This window comes from Streptomyces sp. NPDC096176 (assembly GCF_044763255.1).
Classification (GTDB): domain Bacteria; phylum Actinomycetota; class Actinomycetes; order Streptomycetales; family Streptomycetaceae; genus Streptomyces.
Genome location: NZ_JBIWFV010000003.1, coordinates 590,808 through 616,106, shown reverse-complemented (window position 1 = coordinate 616,106; position 25,299 = coordinate 590,808). Strand labels below are relative to the sequence as shown.

Sequence of the window (25,299 nt, the reverse complement as noted above, 5' to 3'; positions counted from 1 at the left end):
GGGCCTTAGCCCTTTTGAACGCACCGGCTCCGGTCGCCGTATCCCTGTGAAGACGGGTGCCCATGGCATTGACGTCTGTGAGGAGCAGCGTCCGCGAGATTCCGTACCGACGTGAGGATCAGTCCATGAACGACCCCATCACTCCTCCCCTGCAGGCTCTGCCCGACGGCGAGGCGGAACTCCGTCTGGTGGTCCGTCTCCACTGGGAGGACGTCGCCCGTCTCGGGCAGGAGGCGGGCCGGCTGGCCGCACAGATGCAGCGGCCCGTGAGTCTCGACGAGGCCGCGGGACACCGGCTCCGAACCCGGTCCGCCGGCCACTCCAAACCGGCGACCGCGCCGCCGACCGCTCCAGCCGGGAGCCAGCAGCTGCCGCCGGCTGCGTCGTCCGTCTCCTCGCTCACCGCCCGTACGCCCGGCGAGCACGCCCGGCAGGCCATCGAGAAGATCAACGGAACGACGGGGCTCGGCCGGGACGTGTCGCAGACCTCCGCCTGAGACGGACAGCCGGCGTCTCCCCCTCCCGCGCCGACGGGAGGGGGCGCGGCCGGTGTCAGGTGAGGTCGAACTCCCCCTCGCGCGCGTTGACCACGAAGGCACGCCACTCGGCCGGGGTGAAGATCAGTGACGGGCCCTCCGGTTTGCCGCCGTTGCGCATCGCGATGAACCCTTCGACGAACGCGATCTGCACATCTCCCGCCCCCTGGGCACCGGGCTGCCAGTCCGCCCGGCTCAGGTCCAAGTCCGGCTTCTCCCACCCCGAAAACATCTGCGCGGTAGTGGTGGTGCTCTCGGCCACGTCCCTGCTCCTCCCGAGTCGTCTCCCGGGTCAGCCTAGCGACGACACCCCGTCACGGACAGAGCGCCGCACGTGACGGGGTGTCCCGAATCATGTCGCCGGCGGCTCGGCACCCACCAGCCACATGGAGAAGAACTGTGCCCCGCCGCCGTAGGCGTGACCGAGTGCCCGGCGTGCTCCGTCGACCTGGTGTTCGCCCGCCTGCCCTCGGACCTGGAGGGCGGCCTCCGCGAAACGGATCATGCCGGAGGCCCCGATGGGGTTGGTCGACAGCACGCCGCCGGACGGGTTGACGGGCAGTTCGCCGCCGAGCTCGGTGACTCCGGACTCGGTGAGCTTCCAGCCCTCGCCCTCGGCGGCGAAGCCCAGGTTCTCCAGCCACATGGGCTCGTACCAGGAGAACGGCACGTACATCTCCACGGCGTCGATCTCGCGGCGCGGGTCCGTGATGCCCGCCTGCCGGTAGACGTCCGCCGCGCAGTCCTTGCCGGCCTGCGGAGAGACGAAGTCCTTGCCCGCGAACATAGTGGGTTCGCTGCGCATAGCGCCGCCGTGCACCCACGCGGGCGGGTGCGGTGAACGTGCCGCGCCGGCTGGGCCGGTGAGGACCATCGCACACGCGCCGTCGGAGGAGGGGCAGGTCTCCGAGTAGCGGATCGGGTCCCAGAGCATCGGCGAGGCCTGGACCTTCTCGAGGGTGAGGTCGTGCTCGTGGAGGTGCGCGTAGGGGTTCTTCAAAGCGTTGCGGCGGTCCTTGTAGGCGACGAGGGAGCCGACGCTGTCGGGCGCGCCGGTGCGCCGCATGTAGGCGCGGACGTGCGGGGCGAAAAAGCCTCCCGCGCCGGCGAGCAGCGGCTGCTGGAACGGGATCGGCAGCGACAGACCCCACATGGCATTGGACTCGGACTGCTTCTCGAAGGCCAGCGTGAGCACCGTCGAGTGGCGGCGGGCGGCCACGAGGTTGGCGGCGACGAGGGCGGTGGATCCGCCCACCGAGCCCGCGGTGTGGACGCGCATCATCGGCTTGCCCACCGCGCCGAGCGCGTCGGCGAGGTACAGCTCCGGCATCATCACGCCCTCGAAGAAGTCGGGGGCCTTGCCGATGACGACGGCGTCGATGTCGGACCAGGTCAGCCCGGCTTCGTCGAGGGCTCGCAGGGCTGCCTCGCGGACCAGTCCGGCGATCGAGACGTCGCGGCGGGCGGCGACGTGCTTGGTCTGCCCGATGCCGACGACGGCCACGGGCTGCTTGGACACGCGCCTCTTATCGGACATGCGCTTCTCCTTCGCCTCGGTGCGGGCCTCGGACTCGTCGTCCGCCTGGGCCCTCGCCTTCGCCCTCGAGAACAGCGACCAGGTTCTGCTGCAGACAGGGCCCGGAGGTCGCGTGCGCGAGCGCGCGGTCGGACTTGCCACGATGGATGCGCGCGGCGGCCTCGCCGATCCGGACGAGTCCCGCAGCCATCATCGGATTGGCGGCGAGCGCCCCGCCGGACGGGTTGACCCTCACGCTGTCGTCGAGGTCGAGAGTCCGGCGCAGGACGAGCTCCTGGGAGCTGAAGGGAGCGTGGAGCTCCGCTGTGTCGACGGGCCGGTCGAATGCGCCCGCGTGTTCGGCCGCGAGCAGGGTGGAGGGCGAGCGGGTCAGGTCCCGCACGCCGAGGCCGTGGGCCTCGATCCGGTGGTCCATGCCGCGGATCCATGCAGGTCGTTCGCACAGTTCACGGGCCCGTTCCCCGGCGGCGAGGATCACCGCGGCCGCACCGTCGCTCACGGGCGGGCAGTCGGAGACTCTCAGCGGCCGGACGAGGTGGTCGCCGCGCGGTGTCTCTCCCTTCAGTTGAGCATGCGGGTTGGACGCTGCGTCGCGGCGGCTTCTGGCGGCGACGCCGGCGAAGGCGGGTTCGTCGGCCTCGCCCGCGTCGATGAGCGCCTGGGCCTGGAGGGCCGCGAGGGCGACGGAGTCCGGCCAGAGCGGGGCCGTGTAGTACGGGTCGAGCTGGCGGGTCAGTACGTCTCTTACTTCACCGGGCGACGCCTTTCCGTAGGCGTATACGAGCGCGGTGTCGGCCTCGCCGGTCAGCAGCGTCACCCATGCCTCGTACAGCGCCCACGCACCGTCCATCTCCACATGGGACTCGGAGATCGGCGGCCATGCCCCGACGCCGTCGAGTGTCATGGTGAAGGAGAAGGCCCGGCCGGCGAGATAGTCGCTGGATCCCGAGCAGGTGAAGCCGATGTCTCCGGTCTGCAGTCCGGTGCGGGCGAGGACCTGGTGCAGGACCGGCATCACCATCTCGACCTCGGAGAGCTCGTCGCTGCGGCGCCGGTGGTCGGTCTGCGCGAAGGCGACGATCGCCACGTCTCGCATCACAGCAGCTCCTTGTAGGTGTCGTAGTCGGCGTCGGGCTCGCCGGTGGGCCGGTAGTGGTCGGGATGGCGGGCCCCTTCGGTCCACACCGGTTCGACGCGCAGCCCCATGCGCACCTGGTCGTACGGGATGCCGCCGATACGTCCGTGGAGGGCGAGGTCGGCGCCGTCGAGCGCGATGTGGGCGTAGACATACGGCACCTCGATGTCCAGGCCCCGCGCCTTGATGTTGACGATGCAGTACGTGGTGACTGTGCCGCGCGGGCCGACCTCGACCCGCTCGTCGGTGGCCACGCCACAGGTGGGGCAGGCGCCGCGGGGCGGGACGTAGACCTTGCGGCAGGAGGGGCATCGCTCGCCGACCGTCCTGCGCTGCGCGAGTGCCGCGAGGTGGGTGCTCTGGGCGCGGCCGGGCGAGTAGGTGTAGTCGAGCCGGGCAGGGGCCACGATGCCGGTCACCGGCTGCGGGAAGTCGCCCGTGTGTGCGGTGCCCGGGCCGGCGGGCTCGCTCTCGTACGGTTCGAAGCAGGCGATGTCGGTGATCGCGCCGGTTCGCTCTGCCGCCCAGCGGATACGCACCCGCATCCCGGTGCGCACGGCGTCGGGTCCGGGGGTGTCGAGAACGTGGAGCAGGGAGCTGTCGGCTCCGTCGAGCCGTACCAGCGCCCAGGCGAAGGGTGTGGCGAGCGGCTGATGGCGACGCGGGTGCTGGTTCCACGCCCACGTGGTGACCGTGCCGGTGACGCCGACCTCGACGAGATCGCGGATCTCGTCGGCCGTGACGGGGTCGTACTCCACGGGCGGTACGAGGATCTTGCCGTCGCCGGTACGCACGCCCAGCACGGTCCTCTCGCGCAGGCCGGTCAGGAAGGCGCTCTGCACGGGCCCGAGGGAACGGGTGAAGGGGAACTCGACGACCAGCGGAGCACGGAGCACTTCGGGCATGGGGCTCTCCTTGTCAGGCGCGTCGGTAGACGGGGTCGCGCTTCTCCGCGAAGGCACGGGCGCCTTCCTTGGCGTCGGCGGTGTCGAATACGGGCCAGCCACGCTTCAGTTCGGCGGCGAGTCCTTCGGTCTCGGTCATCTCGGCCGTCTCGTACACCGACGCCTTGACCGCTTCGACAGCGAGCGGACCACAGGCGTTGATCCGTTCCGCGATGCCGAGCGCTGCTTCGAGGGCGGTGCCGGCGGGGACGACACTGCCGACGAGGCCGATGCGTTCGGCCTCCGTCGCGCTGTAGGGGCGGCCGGTGAGCAGCATCTCCAGTGCGTGGGTGCGCGGGATCTGGCGCGGCAGCCGTACGGTCGAGCCTCCGATCGGGAAGAGTCCGTGCCGGACCTCGAAGAGTCCGAAGGTGGCACTCTCGCCCGCGACCCGGATGTCGGTGCCCTGCAGGATCTCGGTTCCCCCGGCGACGCAGTGCCCCTCGACGGCGGCGATCACCGGTTTTCGCGGCCGGTGATGGCGCAGCATCGCCTTCCAGTGCAGGTCGGGGTCGGCCTTCATCCTCTCGCGGTACTGCTCGCCGTCCATTCCCCTGCCCGCGAGTGCCTTGAGGTCCATGCCGGCGCAGAAGGAGCCGCCGGCTCCGGTGAGCACGACGGACCGGACGGTGTTGTCCGCGTCGGCCTCGAGCCAGGCGTCGTACAGACCGACGAGCATCGCGATCGAAAGGGCGTTCTTCGCCTCCGGTCTGTTCAGGGTGAGCACCAGCGTGGCTCCCTCGCGTGTCACGGTGAGGTGTTCGGTGCCCGTGTGGCCGTTGCGTCGTTCCATGTGCGGAACCTCCCGTCCCCAGATCTGGAACAGGTTGCAGTAGCCGGGCGGCCAGTTCAATAGTTTTCTGACAGGCAGTCAGATTTCCTGTCACGGGCTCTTCCCAGTTGTGCCGACCGGCGCTCTAATGACCGCCATGCCGACGAGGGCCATGCCGACGAGGGCCGGGCCGAAGCGCGTCGGGATCCGCAGGGATCCGGCGGGCTTCACCGGAAGGTTCGTCGGACGGCCGCCGGGCGCAAGCCGGGTTCTCACCGGGGTCAGGAGGAGCGGTGGAGTACAACCTTGCCGACCTGTTCGAATCGGTGGTCGATGTCGTACCCGACCGCGAGGCACTCGTCTACCTCGACCATCCGGGCACGGGCGAGGAACGACGGCTCACCTACGCGGAACTCGACGCCGCGGCCAACCGGATCGCCCACCATCTGCTCGACGCCGGCATCCGGGCCGGCGAGCACCTGGGCCTTCATCTCTACAACGGCGTGGAATACCTACAGACCGTGCTGGCCTGCCTGAAGGCCCGCATCGTCCCGGTGAACGTCAACTACCGGTACGTGGAGCAGGAACTGGTCCACCTGTACCGTGACGCCGACATGGCCGCGCTCGTCTTCGACGCGGAGTTCACGGAGCGCGTCGCCGCGGCACTTCCACGCACCGAGAAACTGCGGTATCTGCTGCGGGTCGGCACACTGCCCGAGGGAGCACCGCACCTCGACGCCGTGGACTTCACCCGGGCCGAGGCCGCCGGCTCACCGCGCCGCGGCTTCGCCCCGCGATCGGGCGACGACCTGTTCATCATCTACACCGGCGGCACCACGGGCATGCCCAAGGGCGTGATGTGGCGCCAGGAAGACCTGTTCTTCGCCGGGCTCGGCGGCGGCGCGCCGACCGGCGAGCCGGTGACCTCACCTCAGGAGCTGGCCGAGCGGGTGGCCGCGGGCGGCGACGGGATCACCTTCTTCCCCACTCCCCCGCTCATGCACGGCACGTCGACGCTCACGGCCTTCATCGGATTCAATTTCGGCCAGCGGGTCGTCGTTCACCGCAAGTTCGTGCCGCTCGAGGTGCTGCGCACCATCGAACGGGAGAAGGTCACCAGCGTCTCGCTGGTCGGCGACGCGATGCTGCGCCCCCTGATAGACGCGCTGAACGGCCCGTTGAAGGGCTGCGACCTGTCCAAGCTGTTCAGCGTCTCCAGCTCGGGGGCGATCATGTCGGAAACCGTCCGCGCCCAGTTCGCCGCCCTGGCGCCCAACGTGCTGCTGCTGAACAACTTCGGATCCTCCGAGTCCGGCTTCAACGGCACCGCGACCGACGACTCCGGCCCCGACCGCGGCTTCCGGCTGCGCGTGAACGCCCGTACGACCGTGGTTGACCCGGCAACGCACGAGCCGGTGAAGCCGGGCGAGCCGGGCCGCGTCGCCCAGCGCGGCCACGTCCCGCTCGGCTACTACAACGACCCGGCCAAGTCGGCGGAGACCTTCTTCCGGCGCGACGGCGAACGGTGGGTGCTGCTCGGCGACATGGCAACAGTGGACGAGGACGGCATCGTCACGGTGCTCGGTCGCGGCTCGCAGTGCATCAACACCGGTGGGGAGAAGGTGTATCCGGAGGAGGTCGAGCAGGCGCTCAAGTCCCACCCCGACGTGTACGACGCACTGGTGGCGGGCGTGCCGGACGGCAGGTGGGGCTACCAGGTGGCGGCCGTGGTCCAGCTCCGCGGAGGCGCCGAGGCGCCAACCCTGGAAGGCATCCAGTCCCACTGCCGCACGCGCCTCGCCGGCTACAAGATCCCCCGCCGACTGGTGATCACCGACGAGATCCAGCGTTCCCCGAGCGGCAAGGCGGACTACCGCTGGGCGCGAACGGTGGCGGCGGAGCGCCGGGATCCGGCCTGAGCGGCGGCGGGGCCCGGTCGGCCGCGACACGCGGCGGCGCGGATCCGGAGCTCCGCTCCAAAGGCGTTACCTGCGTAGCGACATCACCGCCGCGGGGAACGCCGCCCTGATCGAGGCCCAGGCCCAGGTGCCCATCGTCCACACGGGGCAGTGCCTGCTCGCCTCCGTCGACGGCCCGCGCTTTGTCCTCCCCATCCGCACCATCAACGCCGCCCCGAGCCCCAAGTACTTCGCGAAGAAAACCGGCATCACCTGGCCGAACGCCATCAACGACCAGGTCATCGGCATCGGCAGATGGCGGTGCCCGGCACCCCGCGCGACTCCCCGTTCATCCTGGACGCCCTGCTCAACCTGGGCGGCGTGAAGCCGGAGATGGTCGCCACCGACAACGCCTCCTACTCCGACATGGTCTTCGGCATCTTCAAGATGTTCGGCTACCGCTTCTCCCCGCGCTTCATGGACCTCGAAGATCAGCGGTTCTGGAAGGCCCAGATGCCCGGCGCCGAAGCGGCCGGCGGGTACGGGCCGCTGGAGACGGTCGCGCGTAACAAGCTTGCGCGCCGCCGCCTCGCTCAACCGCTTCGCGTCGGTCGCAATCCGCTCCCGGGGAGCACGCGGCTCGATGCCGGCGCCCATGACCGCTTTGGCGAACTCGGCGTCGAACCGCTGCTTGCTGACCTTCTCCACGAGTGTGGCCGGGTACTTCAGCCTGCGCGGGGGTGGTCGGCTCCGTCTTCGCCTTCTCGGCCCGCTCCCGCCGCGGACCGTAGATCCTTCATCGCGTTGTTGATTCAGCGCGTCGCTCATGGCGTGAGCGTGCGAGGTGATGGGCCGCACGCAGCAGCTCACGTGTTGACGCTTCAGTGCGCTCGCCCGGGTTCACCACTGCCAGCCAGCTGGCGGTGCCGTAGACGGGGTGCGCGATCACGGTGTCGGTGGCGCTGGGGTCGACCTCGACGGAAGCTGGTTCACGTGGTGCGTGACCGGTCCACTGGATGAACGCTTCCTTCCCGGCGGCGATATTCACACGGAAGGTGTCCGGCCGGTCCAGACGCGATGCCTCGTCGCCAGGGTAGTTCTTGGTTACGACAGTCGCGAACGGTTGGGCCGTTGCCGGAGTGGCGCCGTCAGGTGCGTAGTAGAAGAACGTGTCGCCCCAGCTGATTTCCGGCGTGCCGTCGCCGGGCGCGGGCCTCGTGGTCAGGACGCCGTCGAGGCCGCCCACGAAGCTGATGATCTCGTCGATGGTCATGTGCTCTAGCGTTGCATTGAAGTGCTTGTGGAGACTTTGAGGCGGAGATAGAGGGATGTCGGGATGCCAGGTCTCAAATCAGGGGATATGCGTACCGCTGATGTCGCGCGGCGCGTCGGGTACTCCGTTCAGCAAGTTCGCAATCTTGAGCGTGACGGTGTGCTTCCGCCCGCGACGCGCACGGCCACGGGCTACCGGCTCTACGGGGAGGTACATCTGCAGTCCGCACTGGCCTACCGAGCCCTCGCCGCGGGCGTGGGGCCGATTGAGGCCAAGAGGATCGTTCGGGCCTTCCACCAGTTCCCCACCTCGCAGGCGCTTGCCCTTCTCGATGCGGCGCACGCTCGGCTCGACGCAGAGCGCGCGAAACTGAGGCAGGCCCAGGAGGCCGCCCACGCGATCTCCCGCGAGCCGATCGAGGACGTGCGTGCGTCGGACTCGATGAGCGTCTCCGAACTCGCCGCCGCCCTCGGTGTGCGCCCTTCGACGTTGCGGCACTGGCATGCGGAGGCTCTCGTCATCCCGGACCGCGACGCCGTGCGCGGAACGCGACGATACACACCGACTCAGGTGCGGGATGCGCGGATCGTTCACCAACTGCGCAAGGCCGGATACCGCATCACGCCCCTTCGGGCCCTCATGCCGGAGTTGCGGCGCACCCGCCGATCGGAGGATGTCGTTTCGGCTCTGGCTGCCAGGGACGTCAACATCACTGCTCGATCCAAAGCCCTCCTCGACGGTGCCACCGCACTCAGTGCTGTGCTCTCCATTCACAGGCAAACCACCCGATCTTGAAGTACAACGACCGCCCCCGCCCCCGATGCTGGACGGTCAGCATCCCGCTGTCCTTCCGCCCGCCGCTTCCCGCCATCGTTTGACGACAGGGGGGCGGACGTCCAATGAACCCGCGCAATCCGGGGGTTCGCGGCGGCCCGAATCCAATCAGATCCGATGGCGATTGCTGACAGGGTTTGACGACAGATAGGGTCCGATCCTCCGTACGGAAGGGGCCCTCGGTGGTGTGCATGAGCGTTTTACTTGGCCCCTGAGCGCTCTAGGTGTATTGGCGCTGTTTCTCGGATCATGTGCGGAGCCAGATCGTGAGGGCCTCGAGGGTGACGGTGCCGAGGTAGATGTAGGCGCGTTTCTCGTAGCGGGTGGCGACGGCGCGGAAGCCCTTCAACCGGTTGATGGCCCGTTCGACGGTGTTGCGCTTCTTGTAGCGCTCGCTGTCGAAACCGGTGGGCCGACCGCCTCGGGAGCCTCGATTCTGCCGGTGTCTGCGCTGGTCGAGACGCTCGGGGATGGTGTGCCCGATTCCGCGTCGTCGCAGGTAACGGCGGTTCCTCCGCGACGTGTAGGCCTTGTCCGCCAGGACACGGTCGGGCCGGGTGCGAGGCCGTCCGACTCCGACTCGCGGTACGTACGGAGCCCGGTCGCCGATCGCCTGCGCGAGGGGAGACCGCTCGCTCCTTTGGCCCTCGTGGGAAGGCCGACACCGGCCGCGAGTGATCGGCTGGCACCGGCGCCCAAGCACCGCCCGAGTGGCGCTCCCCGGCGCCCGAGGAGGCCTCCACCGGCTTCCGGCGCTTCACTCGAACCGGCCTCACAAGGAGCAGCGCGTGACACCCGAGAACAGGCCCAGAACTTTCCTCGGCCCCATCCCCAGACGGCACGTCAGGACCGGCGGCGCCATCGCATCCCTCGCCCTCGTCCTCACCGGCATCGCAACACCCGCCATCGCCACTAGCCACAGCACCGCGACAAACACGGCCGCCGCAGCAGGCCCCTCAAGCGCCGACGACGAATGCCAGGAACGGCCCGACCACCCCAAGGCCCTCCTCGAGGCAGCGGGCGACGACGACAGATGCCAAGACGGTGCGGTCGGCCCCACCGGAGCAACCGGCCCCACAGGGCCCCCCGTACCTGCGGGGGACGCCGGACCGACCGGCGACACCGGACCGACCGGGGCAACCGGTCCGACGGGCCCGACTGGCGACACGGGTGCGACGGGTGCAACCGGGGCCACAGGACCGGGGACTGTGACGGGCCGCGAGGTCGTGGTGGGAAACCCTGTGACCGCGGTTCCCGGCAATACCGTCAACGCCATCGCCACCTGCCCGGAAGGCAAAGTGACCACCGGCGGAGGCATCGTCACCCTTCCCAGCGACGCCAGCTTCACCAACGAGATCACCTACCCCGACCCCAACCTGCCCGATACGTGGCTCGCGCGTGCCGTGAACGAAGGCGACATCGAGGGCACCGTCCAGGCCTACGCCGTTTGCGTCGACGACACCACGCAGTAGGAACGCCCGCTCGAAACCACGGCACCGCAGGAACGCTCGTGCCTTTGGCCCGCGCGGGAAGGCCGACACCGGCCGCGAGTGATCGGCTGGCACCGGCGCCCAAGCACCGCACGAGTGGCGCTCCCCGGCGCCCGAGGAGGCCTCCCGTTTGGCGGGCTGCGGTAGCAGGCGGCGGTCGAGACGGTGACAGCCGTGGAGCCGGGCCATGGTCCGATCGAGCGTCCGGCCGTGTCGATGGAGGCGCTGCGCGGCCTCGATGCCCTTACGCTCGACGCTTTCCGATGCTCGGTCAGGAACGCGGACACGCTTCATTCGGGATCGAACCCCGACAGGTATCCCGCACGTCCGGTCCGACGGTCGTCCCACCCCACTCGTCCATCGCGGCAGAACGGGTCTGGCCCTGCCGCTCGTGCGGCAGGGCCAGACCCTCAAGATCTTCATCTGAATCTTCAGGACGGCCATACCACCGCGGTTCCGGCGGGCAGGGTGCGGGTCTGGCCGCTGCGCAGGAAGTGGTCTCCGGCGATGAGATTCCTGCATTTGTTGTCGGTCACGTAGGACGGCTGGTCCGTCCTGTTGGAGAAGGTGACGTCTCCCTTGGTGGAGTCGCTGGCGTAGCAGGTGCGGCCGGTCGGGTTGGTGTGGGCCGTCGTCTGGCCGTTCTGGGTGATGTACAGGGTTCCCGTGGCCGCGCTCGCCGGTGTGGTCAGCCCGACGGTGAGCAGGCCGGCGGCGGCCAGCGTGCCGATGGAGGTGAGGATCTTCCGCAAGGGGTTCTCCCGGTGTTCTCGGTGTTCCTGACGTGTCTCTTGACGGACAGGGGACGGTTCACCGGTTCGCGGTGCACTGTTCGCTCGGACTGGGGACAGGGCGTGGACGCGTTGCCTGGGGCAGTCCGGGTTCGGCAGGGTCAGTCGGCCGGGGCGCAGGGCGTGCCGAGTTCGGGCGGCTGGCCGAGGTCGGGCTGAGTGGCCTCGTAGGCGGCCTCGTCCACCTCTTCGTAGCCGAGGTCGGTGTAGGGGGTGGGGTCCTTGAGGTTGTGGACGACCTGGATGCCTTCTCCGGGTTTGGTGAAGTAACGCGGCTGCGCGGTGGCCGGAGTTTCGGTGGTGTGGCTCATGGGGCTGCATTCCCTAGTCGCTGATCTTGTGCCAGAAGAGGAAGGCGTTGTTCATGCGCGCGTACGCCAGCCGTGATCCGCCTTGCGGCGCGGGGCCGGAGAGTGCGGCGCTGAAGGACCGTCACGCCCTATCGGCCATCCATGATCAAGTGCTTAGCGTTACTGGCTGTCCCGTTGGTCCCCAAGGCCGGATCAGCTCACTCATTCGGCAGGATCCGCTCGCCGTTGAAGACGCCGAGCCGCTCGCGGTACAGCTCCAGCGGCACACCGTTCGGGTCGGGGATGTAGAGGCTGTCCTCGACACCCCGGTCCGGGCCGACGTACTCCACGCCGGCCTCGTCCAGCGCCTTGCGGGCCGCGACGAACTGCTCGGCGTCCACCGACAGGGCCAGGTGCTGGACGCCGCCGATCGTCTCCTTCGCCGGCGGATGGTCGTGACCGGGGAAGTCGAAGAAGCCGAGCAGATTGCCGTTGCCGATGTCGAAGAAGAAGTGGGTGGAACCGCGGTAGTCCCGGTTCTCCACGATCTCCACCAACGGAAATCCCAGGAACTCCTGGTAGAAGCGGACGGTTTCCTCCACGTCACGGCAGATGAAGGCCACGTGGTGGACGCCTCGCGCCGTCGTCCTGGGCCGGTCGCCCGGGTCCCGCAGGTAGCGCCTGCGCAGCTCCTCGCGGCGGGCGCGTACGGCCTCTAGCTCTGCTCCCTCGGGCTGGGGCATCGCGGCTCCTTCACGGATTTTGATTGCGGGTTTCAACTGCTGTCCCGCATCTTCCCTGTTCCCAGCGGATCGCGCTGCCCCACGGTCGTGGCAGCGTGTCGGCGGCACAGGGGGAATGCCCTTCCCTCGATGCCTTGACGGACGGCGGGAGGGGCTGAATTACTGATCCCGAACGGGTCGACCGAATGATCGGTCGTCCGGTTCGGGATGTTCGGGATGTGCGGTGCGGGACGGGAGTACGCGGATGACGGACCTGTTGGACGCGGCTGAGCGGCTCGGCCGCGAGGAGTTGGAGGCCCTGCAGCTGGAGCGGCTGCGCGCGACCCTGTGCCACGCGTACGAGAACGTCGCCTTCTACCGCGAATCCTTCGACAAGGCGGGCCTGCGGCCGGAGGACTGCCGTACGCTCTCGGACCTGGCCCGCTTCCCCTTCACCGCCAAGACCGACCTGCGCGATCACTACCCGTTCGGGATGTTCGCCGTCGACCAGTCGCAGGTCCGCCGTATCCATGCCTCCAGCGGTACGACGGGCCGGCCCACCATCGTCGGTTACACGCAGCGGGACCTGGACACCTGGGCCGACGTGGTGGCGCGCTCCCTGCGCGCCGCCGGTGCGCGCCCCGGCCACAAGGTACATGTCGCCTACGGCTACGGCCTGTTCACCGGCGGCCTCGGCGCGCACTACGGGGCCGAGCGGCTCGGCTGCACGGTCATTCCCGCGTCCGGCGGCATGACGGCCCGCCAGGTGCAGCTGATCACCGACTTCCGGCCCGAGATCATCATGGTCACCCCCTCGTACATGCTCACCATCCTCGACGAGTTCGAGCGCCAGGGCGTCGATCCGCGCACGACGTCACTCAAGGTGGGAATCTTCGGCGCGGAGCCGTGGACCGAGGAGATGCGCCGCGAGATCGAGGAACGGTTCGCGATCGACGCCGTGGACATATACGGGCTCTCGGAGGTGATGGGCCCGGGTGTGGCGCAGGAGTGCGTCGAGACCAAGGACGGCCTCCATATCTGGGAGGACCACTTCCTTCCGGAGATCGTCGACCCGTTCACCGGTGAGGTGCTGCCGGACGGCCAGGGGGGTGAGCTGGTGTTCACCTCGCTCACCAAGGAAGCCATGCCCGTGATCCGTTACCGCACAAGGGACTTGACGCGTCTGCTGCCCGGCACCGCGCGTGTCTTCCGGCGGATGGAGAAGGTGACCGGCCGCAGCGACGACATGGTGATTCTGCGCGGGGTGAACCTCTTCCCGACCCAGATCGAGGAGATCGTGCTGCGCACCGAGCATGTCGCACCGCACTTCCAGCTCCGGCTGTCCCGCGAGGGCCGCCTGGACGCGCTCACTGTGCGCGCGGAGGCTCGCGGGGAGGCCACCGGGGAGCAGCGGGCGGCGGCGGAGCGGGCCATCGCGGCAGCCGTCAAGGACGGGGTCGGGGTGTCGGTCGGAGTGGAGGTGGTCGACCCCGGAACGCTGGAGCGGTCGGTCGGCAAGATCAAGCGGATCGTCGACCTCAGGAAGCAGCAGGGCCACTGAAGCGGTCCCGCAGCTCGCGCTTGAGGATCTTGCCGCTCGCGTTGCGCGGGAGGCCCTCCACGAACAGGACCTTCTTCGGGGCCTTGAGGTGGGCGAGCCTGTCCCGTGCGTGGGCGATCAGTTCGGCCTCGGTGACCTCCCCACGCGCCACCACGACCGCGGTGACGGCCTCGATCCAACGCTCGTCCGGCAGGCCGACGACCGCGGTCTCTGCCACCGCCGGATGCGTGTAGAGGACGTCCTCGACCTGCCGGGAGGCCACCAGCACTCCCCCGGAGTTGATGACGTCCTTCACCCGGTCGACGACGGTGAAGTAGCCCTCGCTGTCTCGGACGGCGAGGTCACCGGAGTGGAACCAGCCGTCGCGGAAGGCTTCTTCGGTCTCCTCCGGTTTGTCCCAGTAGCCCTCGCACAGCTGCGGTGAGCGGTAGACGACCTCGCCCGGCGTGCCGTCCGCCACCTCCTTGCCGTTCTCGTCGACGACCTTCGCCTCGACGAAGAGCACCGGCCGGCCGCAGGACTCCATCCTGCCCTCGTGCTCGTCGGGTCCGAGGACGGTGGCGAGGGGGCCGATCTCCGACTGGCCGAAGCAGTTGTAGAAGGCGAGCCCCGGCAGGCGCGCACGCAGCCGTTCCAACACGGGCACCGGCATGATCGACGCGCCGTAGTACGCCTTGCGCAGCGCGCTGAGGTCGCGGGTGGGGAAGTCGGGGTGGTTGGCCAGGCCGATCCAGACGGTCGGCGGGGCGAAGAGGCTGTCGGCGCGGCCCGCCTCGACGAGGTCGAAGATCTGTCCGGCGTCGGGCGCGTCGAGGATGGTGTTCTCCGCGCCGACCGCGAGGTAGGGCAGCAGGAAGACGTGCATCTGGGCCGAGTGGTAGAGCGGCAGCGAGTGGACGGGCCGGTCGGCGGCGTGCAGACCGAGGGCGGTGACGGCGCTGACGTACTCGTGGACGAGCGCGCGGTGAGTCATCATCGCGCCCTTGGGCAGGGCGGTCGTGCCGGAGGTGTACAGCAGCTGCACAAGGTCCTCGGCCGCAGGCTCCCGGTCCTGGGTGAACGGGCGGGGACGGGCGAGCTCCACGAGCAGGGAGTCGTCGCTGCCGCGCAGCGCGCGTACCGGGGCCCTGCCCTCCACCCGGGGTGCGAGGTCCGGGTCGGCGAGGACGAGGGAGCTTCCCGACTGGTCGAGAATGTAGGCGAGGTCGTCACCGGTCAGGTTGTGGTTGACGGGTACGTGGACCAGTCCGGCCCGTGCGCAGGCGAGAAAGGCGATCAGGTAGGCGTCGGAGTTGTGGCCGTAGGCGGCGACCCGTTCGCCCGGTTGCAGGCCGTGCTCCATGAGGACGGCCGCCGCGGTGGAGACGGCCGCGTCGAGTTCGGCGTAGGTCCATGTACGGTCGGCGTACCGCACGGCGGTACGGCCGGGTGTGCGCCGGGCACTGCGGCGTACGACGGCGTCGACCGTGTTGCTGTGTGCGCCTGTCATGACGTGATCCTGTGCGGCCTGTGACGGAACGTCAAGACTCTGGATACCCACCGGACGGTTGCCCGGGACCGTTCCACGCTCAGGCGCTTACGGGCTCGTGGGCTACGGGCTCACCGCGAGGAAGACGAAGGCGGCGAAGATCGCGAGATGCACTCCGCCTTGGAGCAGCGTGGCCCGACCGGGCACCACGGTCAGGGCGCCGACGACGACGGTGAGCGCGAGCAGCACCATATGGGTCGCGCTGAGGCCGAGCAGCAGCGGTCCCTCCAGCCAGATGGTGGCCAGCGCGATCGCCGGGATCGTCAGTCCGATGCTGGCCATGGCGGAGCCGAGCGCGAGGTTCAGGCTCGTCTGCACCCGGTCCCGACGGGCAGCCCGCACGGCGGCCAGCGTCTCCGGCAGCAGGACGAGCAGGGCGATGACAACGCCGACGACGGCGTGCGGCAAACCCGCCGACTCGACGCCGGACTCGATGGTGGGCGACACCGCCTTGGCGTCGCCCACGACGGCGATCAGGGCGACGAGCAGCATGACGAGGCTGAGCACAGCGGCCGAGCGGCCGGGGGCGTGCGCGGGCTCGTCGTCGACCTCGTCCCTGATGTCGCCGTCGTGGGTGACGGAGACGAAGTAATCCCTGTGGCGTACGGTCTGCACCGCGACGAACAGTCCGTACAGGCCCAAGGAGGCGACGGCCGCGAAGGTCAGCTGAGCCGAGGAGAACTGGGGGCCGGGTTTGCTGGTGGTGAAGGTCGGGAGCACCAGGCTGAGGGTGGCGAGCGTCGCGACGGTGGCGAGGGCGGCGCCCGATCCCTCCGCGTTGAAGACGGCCACCCGGTTGCGCAGCGCGGCCACCAGGAGAGACAGTCCGACGATCCCGTTGCAGGTGATCATGACGGCGGCGAAGACGGTGTCCCTGGCCAGGGACGCCGACTTCGCTCCCCCGTCGACCATCAGGGTGACGATGAGTGCCACCTCGATGACGGTCACGGCGACGGCGAGGACCAGCGACCCGAAGGGCTCCCCCACCCGGTACGCGACGATCTCGGCGTGGTGCACCGCCGCGAGCACGGCGCCGGCGAGGCAGAGCGCGACGACCACGACCGCGAACGGCGGCAGGGCGCGGCCCCAGCTGAACACCAGGGCGACGACCGCGACCAGCGGCACCCAGACGGTCCACCGTCTCAGGATCGACTTGATGTTCACCGCGCTCATACGGACCAGGCTGCCAGTGGCGGGCGGCTCTCGCGCGATAAGGGGCCCGCGGACGGCCCGCCCGCGATGAGCGGCCCCGCGGGCGCCGGGCTGGTCGGTCACATGACGCGGTCGTGTCCCTCCCAGTACGGCGCGCGCAGTCGTCGCTTGTAGAGCTTGCCGTTGGGGTCGCGCGGCATCGAGGCGATGAAGTCGAGGGACTTCGGGCGCTTGTAGGCGGCCAGGTGCCGTTCGCAGTGGGTGAGGATCGCGGCCGCGAGGGCGTCTCCTGCCGCATGACCCTCCGCCGGTTCCACCACGGCCTTGACCTCCTCGCCCCAGTCGGCGTGCGGGATGCCGAAGGCGGCGGCGTCGGCGACGGCCGGGTGGGTGAGCAGGGCGGCCTCGATCTCGGCCGGGTAGATGTTGACCCCGCCCGAGATGATCATGTCGATTTTGCGGTCGTGCAGGAAGAGGTAGCCCTCCTCGTCGAGATGGCCGAGGTCGCCGACGGTGAAGAAGTCGCCGATGCGGTTGTTCCTGGTCTTGGTCTCGTCCTTGTGGTAGCTGAAGCCGCCCGTCGACATCCTCATGTAGACGGTGCCGATCTCCCCGGCCGGCAGCCGGCGGCCTTCGTCGTCGAAGACGGCGAGTTCGCTGATGGGCCAGGCTCTGCCGACCGTGCCGGGCTTCTTCAGCCATTCGTCGGCGGTCGCGAACGCGCCGCCGCCTTCGCTGGCCGCGTAGTACTCCTCGACGCAGCTGCCCCACCAGTCGATCATGGCTCGTTTGATGTGGTCGGGGCAGGGGGCGGCGCCGTGGATGGCGTGCCGCATCGAGGAGACGTCGTAGCGCTTCCTGATCTCGTCCGGGAGGGCGAGCAGCCGGTGGAACTGGGTCGGCACCATGTGGGTGTGCGTGCACCGGTGGGTGTCGATGAAGCGCAGCATCTCCTGCGGCGTCCACTTGTCCATGAGGACGAGGGGGTGGCCGATGTGCAGGGCCGCGGCCGCGAATTGCAGCACAGCCGTGTGGTAGAGCGGCGAGCAGACGAGGTGGACGTTCCCCTCGTGGGGCCGGATGCCGAAGATGCCGAGGAAGCCGCCCAGGTGGGTCTCCTCGGGTGGCTTGCCGGGCAGAGGGCGGCGGATACCCCGGGGCCGGCCGGTCGTGCCGGAGGTGTAGTTCATGACCCAGCCGAGCGTGCGGCCCTCGGGCGGGGTCTCCGGCTGCCCGTCGAGGAGGTCGCCGTACGGGCGGAATCCGGCCATCGTCCCGACGGCGTAGCGGTGGCTCGGAGGCAGGCCCGCCTCGTCGGCGGCGAGGGTGGCCGCGGCGGCGAAGCGTTCGTGCGCGATGAGCGCCTTGGCTCCTGAGTCGGAGACGATCCAGGCGATCTCGGGCCCGACGAGGTGGTGGTTGACCGGGACGAGGTAATAACCGGCCTGGGCAGCGGCGAGGTAGGCGGTGATCAGTTCCGCGCAGTTGGGCAGGACGACGGCGAAGGCGTCCCCGCGCTCGAGGCCGGCGGCGCGCAGGCCGTGGACGAGCGCGTTGACGTCGGCGTGCAGCCGTCCGGCGGTCCACTGCGTACCGTCGGGGCAGGTCAGAACCGTACGGCTGGGGTCTGCGGCGGCTTGGGCCCAGAAGCCGCCGGCGGTGGGGTCGGTGGTCATGAGCCGTTCCTTCCGGCGATGCGGTTGATCCGGTGCACGGCCTGCTCGAAGCCGCGGGTCAGGTCGTCGAAGACCTCGCGAACGCTGCGTTCGCTGTTCATCCGGCCGACGATCTGGCCGACGGGCGTGCCGAGCAGCGGTCCGACCTCGTGCCGCTGGATGCGGGAGACGGCCTCCGCGACAAGAAGTCCTTGCAGTGGCATGGGAAGGGTGCCGGGCCCCGCCGGGTCGTCCCAGGCGTCGGTCCACTCGGTGCGCAGCTGGCGGGCGGGTTTGCCGGTGAGGGCGCGGGAGCGGACGGTGTCGCCGGAGCCGGCGGCCAGCAGTTTGGCGGTGAGCGTACGAGAGCCGAGGGACGCCTCCGTGGTGGTGAGCCACAGGGAGCCGAGCCAGACGCCCTGTGCGCCGAGTGCGAGCCCGGCGGCGATCTGTTCGCCGCTGCCGATGCCTCCGGCGGCGAGGACGGGCAGGGGCGCGACGGCGTCGACGACTTCGGGTGTGAGCACCATGGAGGCGATCTCGCCGGTGTGGCCGCCCGCCTCGTACCCCTGGGCGACGACGACGTCGATGCCCGCCTCGGCGTGGCGTCGGGCGTGCTTGGCGCTTCCAGCGAGGGCAGCGACCAGAATGCCCTGGTCGTGGGCGCGCGCGACGACATCGGCGGGCGGTGGGCCGAGGGCGTTGGCGAGGAGCCCGACGGGGTAGTCGAAGGCGACGTCGAGCTGGCTGCGGGCGACTTGTTCCATCCAGCCGGTGATGCGCCAGCCGGAGGCCTCGCCCTCTGCGAGTTCGGGGACGCCGTGTTTGGCGAGGGTGTCGGTCACGAACCTGCGGTGCCCCTCGGGGATCATCGCCTCGATGTCCGCCTCGGTGACGCCTTCGACCTTCTTGGCGGGCATGACGACGTCGAGTCCGTACGGCCTGCCGTCGGTGTGGTCCTGCATCCAGTCCAGGTCGCGCTTCAGATCGTCCGGCGCGGTGTAGCGGACGGCTCCGAGCACGCCGAATCCGCCCGCACGGGTGATGGCGGCGGCCACCGCGGGGAACGGTGTGAAGCCGAAGATGGCGTGTTCGATGCCCAGTTGTCTGCTCAGCTCCGTCTCCATGGGCGGCAGGATGCCGCAGGGCGCCGGACGAGGGAAGACATTTTCTGATGCTGCGTCAGATTCTTTGCGGTGGTTGACAGGCCTCTCACGCGGCAAGAAAGTTTCACCTGCCGTGGAAGATCCGAAAGATACTTTCAAAGACGCGCAGAGAGGGGTCCGAATGACCGACGACTCGGCGGGCAGAGGGATCAGCAGACGGAGACTGGGCGGCGGGATGCTGGCACTGGGGGGCGCGCTCGCCCTCGCGCCGATCCCCTTCGCGGCGGCGGCCGAGCCTCACGACGGCCCGGCCGCGGGGGGCTCGAGTGCCGTCAGCAGCTCTGGCGGCGGCGCCGGACACCGGCCGACCCTGCGGCACGGCACTCCCCAGCGGGCGGGTCTGCTCCCTCGCCCTCTCGACCAACTGGTCACCGACGCCGCGAAGTTCCTGGCCCCCTCCCCCAAACACCCCTGGTACGCGGGGGCCGTGCTGCTCGCCGGCCGCGGCGGCACGGTCGCGCTGCACCGGGCGATCGGCAAAGCGCTGCGCTACTCGGCGTACGACGAGAAGACCGACACCGCCGTCGAGCTCCCCGCGGACCAGCAGATCGACATGGTCGAGGACACCGTGTTCGACCTGGCGTCCGTCTCCAAGCTGTTCACCTCGATCCTCGCGGTGCAGCAGATCGAGCGGGGCGCGCTGGAGCTGGAGGCGGCGGTCGCGTCGTACGTGCCCGAGTTCGCGGGCGCGGGCAAGCAGGGCATCACGGTGCGCCAACTGCTGACGCACACCTCCGGCTTGCGCTCCTGGATCCCTCTGTTCAAGGAGCCGACGCAGGAGGCACGACTCCAGCGGCTGTGGGACGAGGCTCCGGCGACCACACCCGGTACCGACTACCTCTACTCGGATCTCAATCTGATCGCCCTCCAGCTGGTCCTGGAGAAGATCACCGGTCACCGGCTGGATGCACTGCTCCACGACGAGATCACCGCTCCACTGGGGATGCACCGCACCCGGTTCAACCCGCCCGCCTCCTGGAAACCCAGGATCGCGGCCACCGAGGACGCCCGGCTGCCCTGGTCCGGTCTCGAGCGCGGCCTGGTGTGGGGCGAGGTCCACGACGAGAACGCGTACAGCTTCGGCGGTGTCGCCGGCCACGCCGGGGTGTTCTCGTGCGCCTGGGACCTCGCCGTCCTCGCCCGTACGCTGCTCAACGGCGGTGTCTACGGCAGGATCCGCATCCTGAGCCCGTCCTCCGTCGACCTGATGTTCTCCGACTTCAACGCGGACTTCCCGGGCGACGAGCACGGCCTCGGGTTCGAGCTCTACCAGCACTGGTACATGGGCGCGATGGCGACGCCGCGGACCGCCGGCCACACCGGATTCACCGGCACCAGCCTCGTCCTCGACCCGACCACCGACTCCTTCCTGATCCTTCTGGGCAACTCCGTGCACCCGGTACGCAGCTGGCGCTCCGGAAGCGCCCCTCGGGTGGCCGCCGCCAACAACATGGCCAGGGCCGTCGCCGTTCGTCCCGAGCACGGCCGCACCGCCTGGTTCTCGGGCATGGCCGGCTCCACCGCGGCGACGCTCACCCTGCCCGCCCTCACCCTCACCTCCGACCGCCCCCTGCTCAGGTGTTCCCTGTGGTGGGACACCGAGCCCGGTGTCGACGCCATGTTCCTGGAGGCGTCCGCCGACGACGGGGCGAGCTGGCGGCCACTCCCCTTCACCACGGCCCGCCGGAACGGCGCGGAGGAGCCGCACCCGGCGGGCTCGGCCACCGGCTGGTCCGGCCGCGTCTGGCACCGGCTCACCGCCGACCTCACGGCGTGGCGGGGTGCGCCGGTACGGCTGCGCTGGCGGTACACGACCGACCAGCTCTACGTCGGCCGGGGCGCCTACGTCGATGCGATCCGTGTCGAGGACGGCAACCGCGGCACGGTGTTCGACGAGGCGCGGCCCGAGGATGCCGCGCGGATCGAAGCCGAGGGCTGGACCGCTTCGCGGGACTGACGACCGGTCACGGCGCACGGCGGCGCCGGTCGAGAGGCCGGCGCCGCTCTCCTCACCGGCCGAGCGCCGCCATGGCCGCGTTGTGCCCCGGCACACCGCTGACGCCGCCGCCGCGGGCGGCGCCCGCGCCGCACAGCAGCACATTGGCGTGCGCCGTCTCGACACCCCAGCGGCCCGTGGCGGGCGTGGCGTACGGCCAGGACAAATCGCGGTGGAAGATATGGCCGCCGGGCAGCCGCAGCTCCTTCTCCAGGTCGAGCGGTGTCTTCGCCTCGATGCACGGGTTGCCGTTCCCGTCGAGCGCGAGGCAGTCGGCGACCGGCTCCTCCAGATGCGAGTCGAGCTCGGCAAGGGTCGCCGCCAGCAGATCGGCACGCGCCCGGTCGTTGTCCGCGGCGAACAGCCGGGCCGGGGTGTGCAGCCCGAAGAGCGTCAGCGTCTGGTAGCCCTGCGCCACGAGCTCCGGCGCCAGGATCGAGGGATCGGTCAGCGAATGGCAGTAGATCTCGGACGGCGGGGCGCTCGGCAACCTGCCGGACGCCGCCTCCCGGTAGGCGGCCGCCAACTGCTCGTAGCCCTCTGAGACGTGGAACGTCCCGGAGAACGCGTCCTTGGGATCCACGGACCGGTCCCGCAGCCTCGGCAGCCGGCGCAGCAGCATGTTGACCTTCAGCTGTGCCCCCTCCGCGGACTCGGGAGCCTCCTCGCCGAGGAGCCCGGCCAGTGCCTGCGGTGACGCGTTCACGAGCACGTGGCGGGCGGCGACGGTGCCGGCGCCCTCGGGGGCGCGGAAGGTGACCTCGGCCCGCTCCCCGTCGGTCTCGACGGCGGTGGCCTCGTGTTCGAGAACGATCTCCGCACCGGCGGCGCGTGCCGCCGCTGCCAGTGCGTCCGTGAGCGCTCCCATCCCGCCGACCGGTACGTCCCAGTCGCCCGTGCCGCCGCCGATGACGTGGTAGAGGAAGCAGCGGTTCTGCACCAGGGACGGATCGTGGGCGTCCGCGAACGTTCCGATCAGCGCGTCGGTGAGCACCACGCCACGGACCAGGTCGTCGGCGAACCGCTTCTCGACGGCGACGCCGATCGGCTCCTCGAAGAGCAGGCGCCAGGCCTGTTCGTCGTCGACGCGGGCTCGTAGCTCGTCCCGCGTGGGCAGCGGCTCCGTCAGCGTCGGGAAGACCCGCCGGGCGACGTCTGCGGTGATGCCGTAGAACTCCTGCCAGGCCGCGTACTCCCGGTCCCCGCCGGTGATCTCCGCGAAGGACTGCCGAGTGCGGTCACCGCCGACGACCAGGCCCCCGCTGCCCTTCGGCGTGTAGGAGGAGACGGTGCGCTTGCGCACGGCGAAGTCCAGTTCCAGGTCGCGCACGATCTTGTCGGGGAGCAGCGAGACGAGATAGGAGAACTGGGACAACCGGGCGTCGACACCGGGGAAGGGACGCGTGGACACGGCCGCTCCACCGGTGCGCGGCATGCGTTCCAGGACGAGGACTGAGCGTCCGGCGCGAGCCAGATAGGCGGCGGCGACCAGGCCGTTGTGGCCTCCGCCCACGATCACGACGTCGTACGAGGCATGTGCAGGCATGGCCGGACCTTAGCGTGTCTCTCCCGCCGCGCTCCCGCGCAGGGCGGCGACCCCCTAGCTCGTCTCCCCCGCCGCGCTCCCGCGCAGGGCGGCGACCTGCCGGTACAGCTCGACGGCCTCCGTGTGGCGGCCCAGCTGCTCCAGGCAGTGCGCCTCGTCGTTGCGGCTGGCCAGCGTGTCGGGGTGGTCGGGGCCGAGCACCCGCTCACGGGCCCCCGCCACCTGCTGGTAGACGTTCAGTGCCTCGTGCCAGCGGGCCAGCCAGCCGAGCGCGACGGCGACCTCGCGGTGGCTGACGAGGGTGTCGGGATGGTCGGGGCCGAGCACCCGCTCGCGCAGGGCGCTCACCTCCCGTGCCTCGGCCAGCGCTTCAGGCCAGCGGGCGAGCCGGCCGAGGTTCACTCCCAGCCCGTGCCGGGCGCGCAGTGTTTCGGGGTCGTCGGGTCCGTGGACGCGCGTGCGGTCGTCGACGAGTCCGCGGTAGACGTCCAGGGCCTCCGCCCCGCGACCGAGCCGGCCGAGGCAGATCCCGATCTCGTAGCGGGCAGCGAGCGTGTCGGGATGGTCCGGGCCCAGGGTCCGGGAGCGGGCGGCGGCCACGTCCCGGTAGGTGTCGAGCGCCTCGGGCCACCGTCCCGTCAATCCGAGCGCATAGGCCACCTCGTAACGGGTGACCAGGGTGTCGGGATGGTCGGCGCCCAGCACCCGCGCGCGGGCGGCGGCGACACCCTCCGCCATCCTGTACGACTCCTCGATCCGGCCCATGCGGCTGAGGTTGAACGCGAGGTTGTGGCGGCAGCGCAGGGTGTCGGGATGGTCGGCGCCCATGGTGCGTTCGCGTGCCTCGAGGACCGCCGCGTACACGCGGTCGGCCTCGGTGTGCCGTCCGAGACCGCCGAGCACGTACGCGGTCTCCTGGCGGGCTGCGAGCGTGTCGGGGTGGTCGGCGCCCAGGGCGCGTTCGCGGCCCTCGGCGACGCCCCCGAACTCCTCGAGCGCGTCCGTCGCACGGCCGGTGCGGCTGAGGCTGAAGCCGACCTCGTATCGGCTGGACAGGGTCTCGGGGTGGTCGGGTCCGAGCAGCTGCTCGCGCTCCGCGGCGACCGCGCGGTGCACCTCGCCGGCCTCCTCCCAACGGCCCAGGCGGCCGAGACTCAGCCCCGCGTTGTGCCGCGTGGCGAGGACGGCGAGCAGCTCGGGCGGCGGGGTCGGCCGCTCCGTGCCCTGCGCGGGCACCCGGGAGCCCCCGGGCACGGCAGAGTGTGCCACCGGGCGGGTGGTCCACTCTCCGGTCAGCAATGCCGCGTGGTCGTCAGGGTCGTGGCCGGGCCGGGTGAAGTGCGCGGTGCGGGTACCGGTCGCCTTGTGACCGGAGGTCATGCCGCGTGTCCAGTACGGAAGGGAGGGCTCGCGTGCGTTGTCCGGCAGGGCGGCGCGCTGCAGCGGAACGGCTGCGGCAACCTGGCGCGAGCGTCCGGCAGCGCCGATCCGCCGGCGCAGATCGCCCGCCGCGGCCGGCCTCTTCTCGGGTGTCTTGGCGAGCAGGTCGAGCACCATCAGGTCGAGGAATTCGGGGATCTCCTCGCGGTGCTCGCGCAACGGCCGGGGTTCGGTGTCCCGGTGCCCGACGAGGATCGACCAGGTGTCGCCGACGTCAAAGGGCGGGGAGCCGGTGGCGAGCTCGTAGAGCACGCACCCCAGCGAGTACAGGTCGCTCCGGTGGTCGACCTCCCCGCCGCTGATCTGCTCGGGCGACATGTAGTGCGGGGTGCCCATGGCGATTCCGGTGCCGGTGAGCTTGGACGTGAAGCCGATGTCCGCGCCCAGGCGCGCTATTCCGAAGTCGCAGATCTTCACGCCCCCGCCGGTGACCCGCATGATGTTGGCGGGCTTGAGGTCCCGGTGCACGATGCCCTGCTCGTGGGTGTAGTCGAGTGCGTCCGCGATCTGGTCGGCGATGTCGACGACTTCACCGACGGGCAGCGGCTGCTGTGCGTTGTCCTCGAGGAGTTGGCTGAGGTTGCGGCCTTCGATGAGCTCCATGACGAGATAGAGCACGCCCTCGTGCTCGCCGAAGTCGTGTACGACGGTGACGCCCCGGTGCTGGAGCGCCGCGGCGACACGGGCTTCGCGGCGGAAGCGTTCCTCGAGCACCCCGGAGAAGGACTGGTCGGGCTGGGAGCCGATCGGCTTCAGACACTTGACGGCCACATGCCGCCCGAGCGATTCGTCGTGGGCCCGCCACACTTCGCCCATGCCGCCGCGCCCGATGAGATCGAGCAGTCGGTACCGGCCTTGGATCAGCCTGGTTTCCGCCATCTCGTGCTGTCGCCCCCGTCGCTCTGCTGCGCCCTCCCCGGCCGGTCCAGTATGGCGGCCCGTCTGCGTAGTTTGTACGGGGCCGGACGTACGCCCGGCCCGAGGCGCGCCATCGCTTCGAAAAGGTGACCGGGCGGGCGGTGGTCGCCAGCGT

21 protein-coding genes and 2 pseudogenes are annotated in these 25,299 nt (G+C 70.1%); 7 read left to right on the top strand and 16 right to left on the bottom strand.

The genetic code is table 11. The features are described 5' to 3' along the window. Nucleotides 1–125 precede the first annotated feature (125 nt). On the top strand, nt 126–497 hold the full coding sequence (locus tag ACIQ7Q_RS11525) for a hypothetical protein (protein WP_403859035.1): 372 nt from the start codon (nt 126–128) through the stop codon (nt 495–497). A 55-nt stretch (nt 498–552) separates the two neighbouring features. Here ACIQ7Q_RS11525 and ACIQ7Q_RS11520 read toward each other — a convergent pair whose 3' ends face one another. The 5 genes from ACIQ7Q_RS11520 to ACIQ7Q_RS11500 all read right to left on the bottom strand — a co-directional run bounded on the left by ACIQ7Q_RS11520 (nt 553) and on the right by ACIQ7Q_RS11500 (nt 4,945). Beyond that, nucleotides 553–768 carry a DUF397 domain-containing protein gene (locus ACIQ7Q_RS11520; protein ID WP_403859189.1) on the bottom strand — a complete coding sequence of 72 codons (216 nt, stop codon included), beginning with the start codon at nt 766–768 and terminating at the stop codon, nt 553–555. Nucleotides 769–888: 120 nt separating this feature from the next. Beyond that, nucleotides 889–2,055 (bottom strand): thiolase domain-containing protein, encoded by a 1,167-nt coding sequence (locus ACIQ7Q_RS11515; RefSeq protein ID WP_403859187.1) that lies wholly within the window; start codon nt 2,053–2,055, stop codon nt 889–891. Nucleotides 2,056–2,062: 7 nt separating this feature from the next. Then, nucleotides 2,063–3,169, bottom strand: coding sequence for a thiolase domain-containing protein (locus tag ACIQ7Q_RS11510; RefSeq protein ID WP_403859033.1), 1,107 nt, complete (start codon nt 3,167–3,169; stop codon nt 2,063–2,065). Further along, nucleotides 3,169–4,113, bottom strand: a complete 945-nt coding sequence (locus tag ACIQ7Q_RS11505) for a Zn-ribbon domain-containing OB-fold protein (protein ID WP_403859031.1) — start codon at nt 4,111–4,113, stop codon at nt 3,169–3,171. Before ACIQ7Q_RS11505 ends, ACIQ7Q_RS11510 begins: the two co-directional genes overlap by 1 nt. A 13-nt stretch (nt 4,114–4,126) precedes the next feature. Continuing rightward, on the bottom strand, nt 4,127–4,945 hold the full coding sequence (locus ACIQ7Q_RS11500; RefSeq protein ID WP_403859029.1) for a crotonase/enoyl-CoA hydratase family protein: 819 nt from the start codon (nt 4,943–4,945) through the stop codon (nt 4,127–4,129). A gap of 272 nt (nt 4,946–5,217) precedes the next feature. Between ACIQ7Q_RS11500 and ACIQ7Q_RS11495 the strand changes: the two genes are divergently transcribed. Then, nucleotides 5,218–6,843 carry an acyl-CoA synthetase gene (locus ACIQ7Q_RS11495; RefSeq protein WP_403859027.1) on the top strand — a complete coding sequence of 542 codons (1,626 nt, stop codon included), beginning with the start codon at nt 5,218–5,220 and terminating at the stop codon, nt 6,841–6,843. Between the two features lie 88 nt (nt 6,844–6,931). Beyond that, nucleotides 6,932–7,398 (top strand): annotated as a pseudogene (locus tag ACIQ7Q_RS11490) (Tn3 family transposase); the annotation flags it as partial. Between the two features lie 220 nt (nt 7,399–7,618). Here ACIQ7Q_RS11490 and ACIQ7Q_RS11485 read toward each other — a convergent pair. Continuing rightward, the gene (locus ACIQ7Q_RS11485; RefSeq protein ID WP_403859025.1) at nt 7,619–8,095 is read right to left on the bottom strand and encodes a DUF6194 family protein; all 477 of its coding nucleotides are present in this window, start codon (nt 8,093–8,095) and stop codon (nt 7,619–7,621) included. 63 nt (nt 8,096–8,158) lie between these two features. Between ACIQ7Q_RS11485 and ACIQ7Q_RS11480 the strand changes: the two genes are divergently transcribed. Continuing rightward, nucleotides 8,159–8,890, top strand: a complete 732-nt coding sequence (locus ACIQ7Q_RS11480) for a MerR family transcriptional regulator (protein ID WP_403859023.1) — start codon at nt 8,159–8,161, stop codon at nt 8,888–8,890. A 286-nt stretch (nt 8,891–9,176) separates the two neighbouring features. Here ACIQ7Q_RS11480 and ACIQ7Q_RS11475 read toward each other — a convergent pair. After that, nucleotides 9,177–9,518: pseudogene (locus tag ACIQ7Q_RS11475) on the bottom strand (transposase); the annotation flags it as partial. Between the two features lie 619 nt (nt 9,519–10,137). Between ACIQ7Q_RS11475 and ACIQ7Q_RS11470 the strand changes: the two are divergent. Continuing rightward, nucleotides 10,138–10,401 (top strand): hypothetical protein, encoded by a 264-nt coding sequence (locus tag ACIQ7Q_RS11470; protein ID WP_403859021.1) that lies wholly within the window; start codon nt 10,138–10,140, stop codon nt 10,399–10,401. A gap of 449 nt (nt 10,402–10,850) precedes the next feature. On the opposite strand, the gene ACIQ7Q_RS11465 is transcribed toward ACIQ7Q_RS11470, so the two are convergent. From ACIQ7Q_RS11465 to ACIQ7Q_RS11455, 3 genes are all read right to left on the bottom strand, one after another. Further along, nucleotides 10,851–11,171, bottom strand: coding sequence for a hypothetical protein (locus ACIQ7Q_RS11465; protein WP_403859019.1), 321 nt, complete (start codon nt 11,169–11,171; stop codon nt 10,851–10,853). Nucleotides 11,172–11,311: 140 nt separating this feature from the next. Beyond that, entirely contained in the window at nt 11,312–11,521 is a 210-nt protein-coding gene (locus tag ACIQ7Q_RS11460; RefSeq protein WP_403859017.1) for a hypothetical protein, read from the bottom strand. 197 nt (nt 11,522–11,718) lie between these two features. Next, nucleotides 11,719–12,243, bottom strand: coding sequence for a VOC family protein (locus tag ACIQ7Q_RS11455; RefSeq protein ID WP_403859015.1), 525 nt, complete (start codon nt 12,241–12,243; stop codon nt 11,719–11,721). A gap of 244 nt (nt 12,244–12,487) precedes the next feature. Here ACIQ7Q_RS11455 and paaK point away from each other — a divergent pair, with 244 nt between their 5' ends. Continuing rightward, nucleotides 12,488–13,783 carry a phenylacetate--CoA ligase PaaK gene (gene paaK / locus ACIQ7Q_RS11450; RefSeq protein ID WP_403859013.1) on the top strand — a complete coding sequence of 432 codons (1,296 nt, stop codon included), beginning with the start codon at nt 12,488–12,490 and terminating at the stop codon, nt 13,781–13,783. On the opposite strand, the gene ACIQ7Q_RS11445 is transcribed toward paaK, so the two are convergent. The 4 genes from ACIQ7Q_RS11445 to ACIQ7Q_RS11430 all read right to left on the bottom strand — a co-directional run bounded on the left by ACIQ7Q_RS11445 (nt 13,761) and on the right by ACIQ7Q_RS11430 (nt 19,245). Beyond that, nucleotides 13,761–15,272, bottom strand: coding sequence for an acyl-CoA synthetase (locus ACIQ7Q_RS11445; protein WP_403859011.1), 1,512 nt, complete (start codon nt 15,270–15,272; stop codon nt 13,761–13,763). The two genes, paaK and ACIQ7Q_RS11445, sit on opposite strands and share 23 nt — an antisense overlap. A 102-nt stretch (nt 15,273–15,374) precedes the next feature. After that, a complete protein-coding gene (locus ACIQ7Q_RS11440) occupies nt 15,375–16,484 on the bottom strand; it encodes a calcium:proton antiporter (RefSeq protein WP_403859009.1) in 1,110 nt (369 codons plus the stop codon). Between the two features lie 98 nt (nt 16,485–16,582). Further along, the gene (locus tag ACIQ7Q_RS11435) at nt 16,583–18,139 is read right to left on the bottom strand and encodes an acyl-CoA synthetase (protein ID WP_403859007.1); all 1,557 of its coding nucleotides are present in this window, start codon (nt 18,137–18,139) and stop codon (nt 16,583–16,585) included. Next, nucleotides 18,136–19,245 (bottom strand): NAD(P)H-dependent flavin oxidoreductase, encoded by a 1,110-nt coding sequence (locus tag ACIQ7Q_RS11430; RefSeq protein WP_403859005.1) that lies wholly within the window; start codon nt 19,243–19,245, stop codon nt 18,136–18,138. Before ACIQ7Q_RS11430 ends, ACIQ7Q_RS11435 begins: the two co-directional genes overlap by 4 nt. A gap of 160 nt (nt 19,246–19,405) precedes the next feature. On the opposite strand from ACIQ7Q_RS11430, the gene ACIQ7Q_RS11425 reads away from it, so the two are divergent. After that, nucleotides 19,406–21,241: a serine hydrolase gene (locus ACIQ7Q_RS11425; protein WP_403859003.1), complete on the top strand. Its 1,836-nt coding sequence runs from the start codon at nt 19,406–19,408 to the stop codon at nt 21,239–21,241. 52 nt (nt 21,242–21,293) lie between these two features. Here the strand turns inward: ACIQ7Q_RS11425 and ACIQ7Q_RS11420 are convergent, their stop codons facing one another. Both ACIQ7Q_RS11420 and ACIQ7Q_RS11415 read right to left on the bottom strand, forming a co-directional pair. Then, nucleotides 21,294–22,826, bottom strand: coding sequence for a phytoene desaturase family protein (locus tag ACIQ7Q_RS11420; RefSeq protein WP_403859001.1), 1,533 nt, complete (start codon nt 22,824–22,826; stop codon nt 21,294–21,296). A gap of 54 nt (nt 22,827–22,880) precedes the next feature. Further along, nucleotides 22,881–25,145 carry a tetratricopeptide repeat protein gene (locus ACIQ7Q_RS11415; protein ID WP_403858999.1) on the bottom strand — a complete coding sequence of 755 codons (2,265 nt, stop codon included), beginning with the start codon at nt 25,143–25,145 and terminating at the stop codon, nt 22,881–22,883. Between the last annotated feature and the right edge of the window lie 154 nt (nt 25,146–25,299).

Excerpts from the sequence above, each read along its gene's own strand:
- ACIQ7Q_RS11525 (WP_403859035.1), top strand. The coding sequence starts at position 126 with ATGAACGACCCCATCACTCCTCCCCTGCAGGCTCTGCCCGACGGCGAG.
- ACIQ7Q_RS11520 (WP_403859189.1), bottom strand. The coding sequence starts at position 768 with ATGTTTTCGGGGTGGGAGAAGCCGGACTTGGACCTGAGCCGGGCGGAC.
- ACIQ7Q_RS11510 (WP_403859033.1), bottom strand. The coding sequence starts at position 3,169 with ATGCGAGACGTGGCGATCGTCGCCTTCGCGCAGACCGACCACCGGCGC.
- ACIQ7Q_RS11505 (WP_403859031.1), bottom strand. The coding sequence starts at position 4,113 with ATGCCCGAAGTGCTCCGTGCTCCGCTGGTCGTCGAGTTCCCCTTCACC.
- ACIQ7Q_RS11500 (WP_403859029.1), bottom strand. The coding sequence starts at position 4,945 with ATGGAACGACGCAACGGCCACACGGGCACCGAACACCTCACCGTGACA.
- ACIQ7Q_RS11485 (WP_403859025.1), bottom strand. The coding sequence starts at position 8,095 with ATGACCATCGACGAGATCATCAGCTTCGTGGGCGGCCTCGACGGCGTC.
- ACIQ7Q_RS11480 (WP_403859023.1), top strand. The coding sequence starts at position 8,159 with ATGCCAGGTCTCAAATCAGGGGATATGCGTACCGCTGATGTCGCGCGG.
- ACIQ7Q_RS11460 (WP_403859017.1), bottom strand. The coding sequence starts at position 11,521 with ATGAGCCACACCACCGAAACTCCGGCCACCGCGCAGCCGCGTTACTTC.
- ACIQ7Q_RS11455 (WP_403859015.1), bottom strand. The coding sequence starts at position 12,243 with ATGCCCCAGCCCGAGGGAGCAGAGCTAGAGGCCGTACGCGCCCGCCGC.
- paaK (WP_403859013.1), top strand. The coding sequence starts at position 12,488 with ATGACGGACCTGTTGGACGCGGCTGAGCGGCTCGGCCGCGAGGAGTTG.
- ACIQ7Q_RS11445 (WP_403859011.1), bottom strand. The coding sequence starts at position 15,272 with ATGACAGGCGCACACAGCAACACGGTCGACGCCGTCGTACGCCGCAGT.
- ACIQ7Q_RS11440 (WP_403859009.1), bottom strand. The coding sequence starts at position 16,484 with ATGAGCGCGGTGAACATCAAGTCGATCCTGAGACGGTGGACCGTCTGG.
- ACIQ7Q_RS11435 (WP_403859007.1), bottom strand. The coding sequence starts at position 18,139 with ATGACCACCGACCCCACCGCCGGCGGCTTCTGGGCCCAAGCCGCCGCA.
- ACIQ7Q_RS11430 (WP_403859005.1), bottom strand. The coding sequence starts at position 19,245 with ATGGAGACGGAGCTGAGCAGACAACTGGGCATCGAACACGCCATCTTC.
- ACIQ7Q_RS11425 (WP_403859003.1), top strand. The coding sequence starts at position 19,406 with ATGACCGACGACTCGGCGGGCAGAGGGATCAGCAGACGGAGACTGGGC.
- ACIQ7Q_RS11420 (WP_403859001.1), bottom strand. The coding sequence starts at position 22,826 with ATGCCTGCACATGCCTCGTACGACGTCGTGATCGTGGGCGGAGGCCAC.
- ACIQ7Q_RS11415 (WP_403858999.1), bottom strand. The coding sequence starts at position 25,145 with ATGGCGGAAACCAGGCTGATCCAAGGCCGGTACCGACTGCTCGATCTC.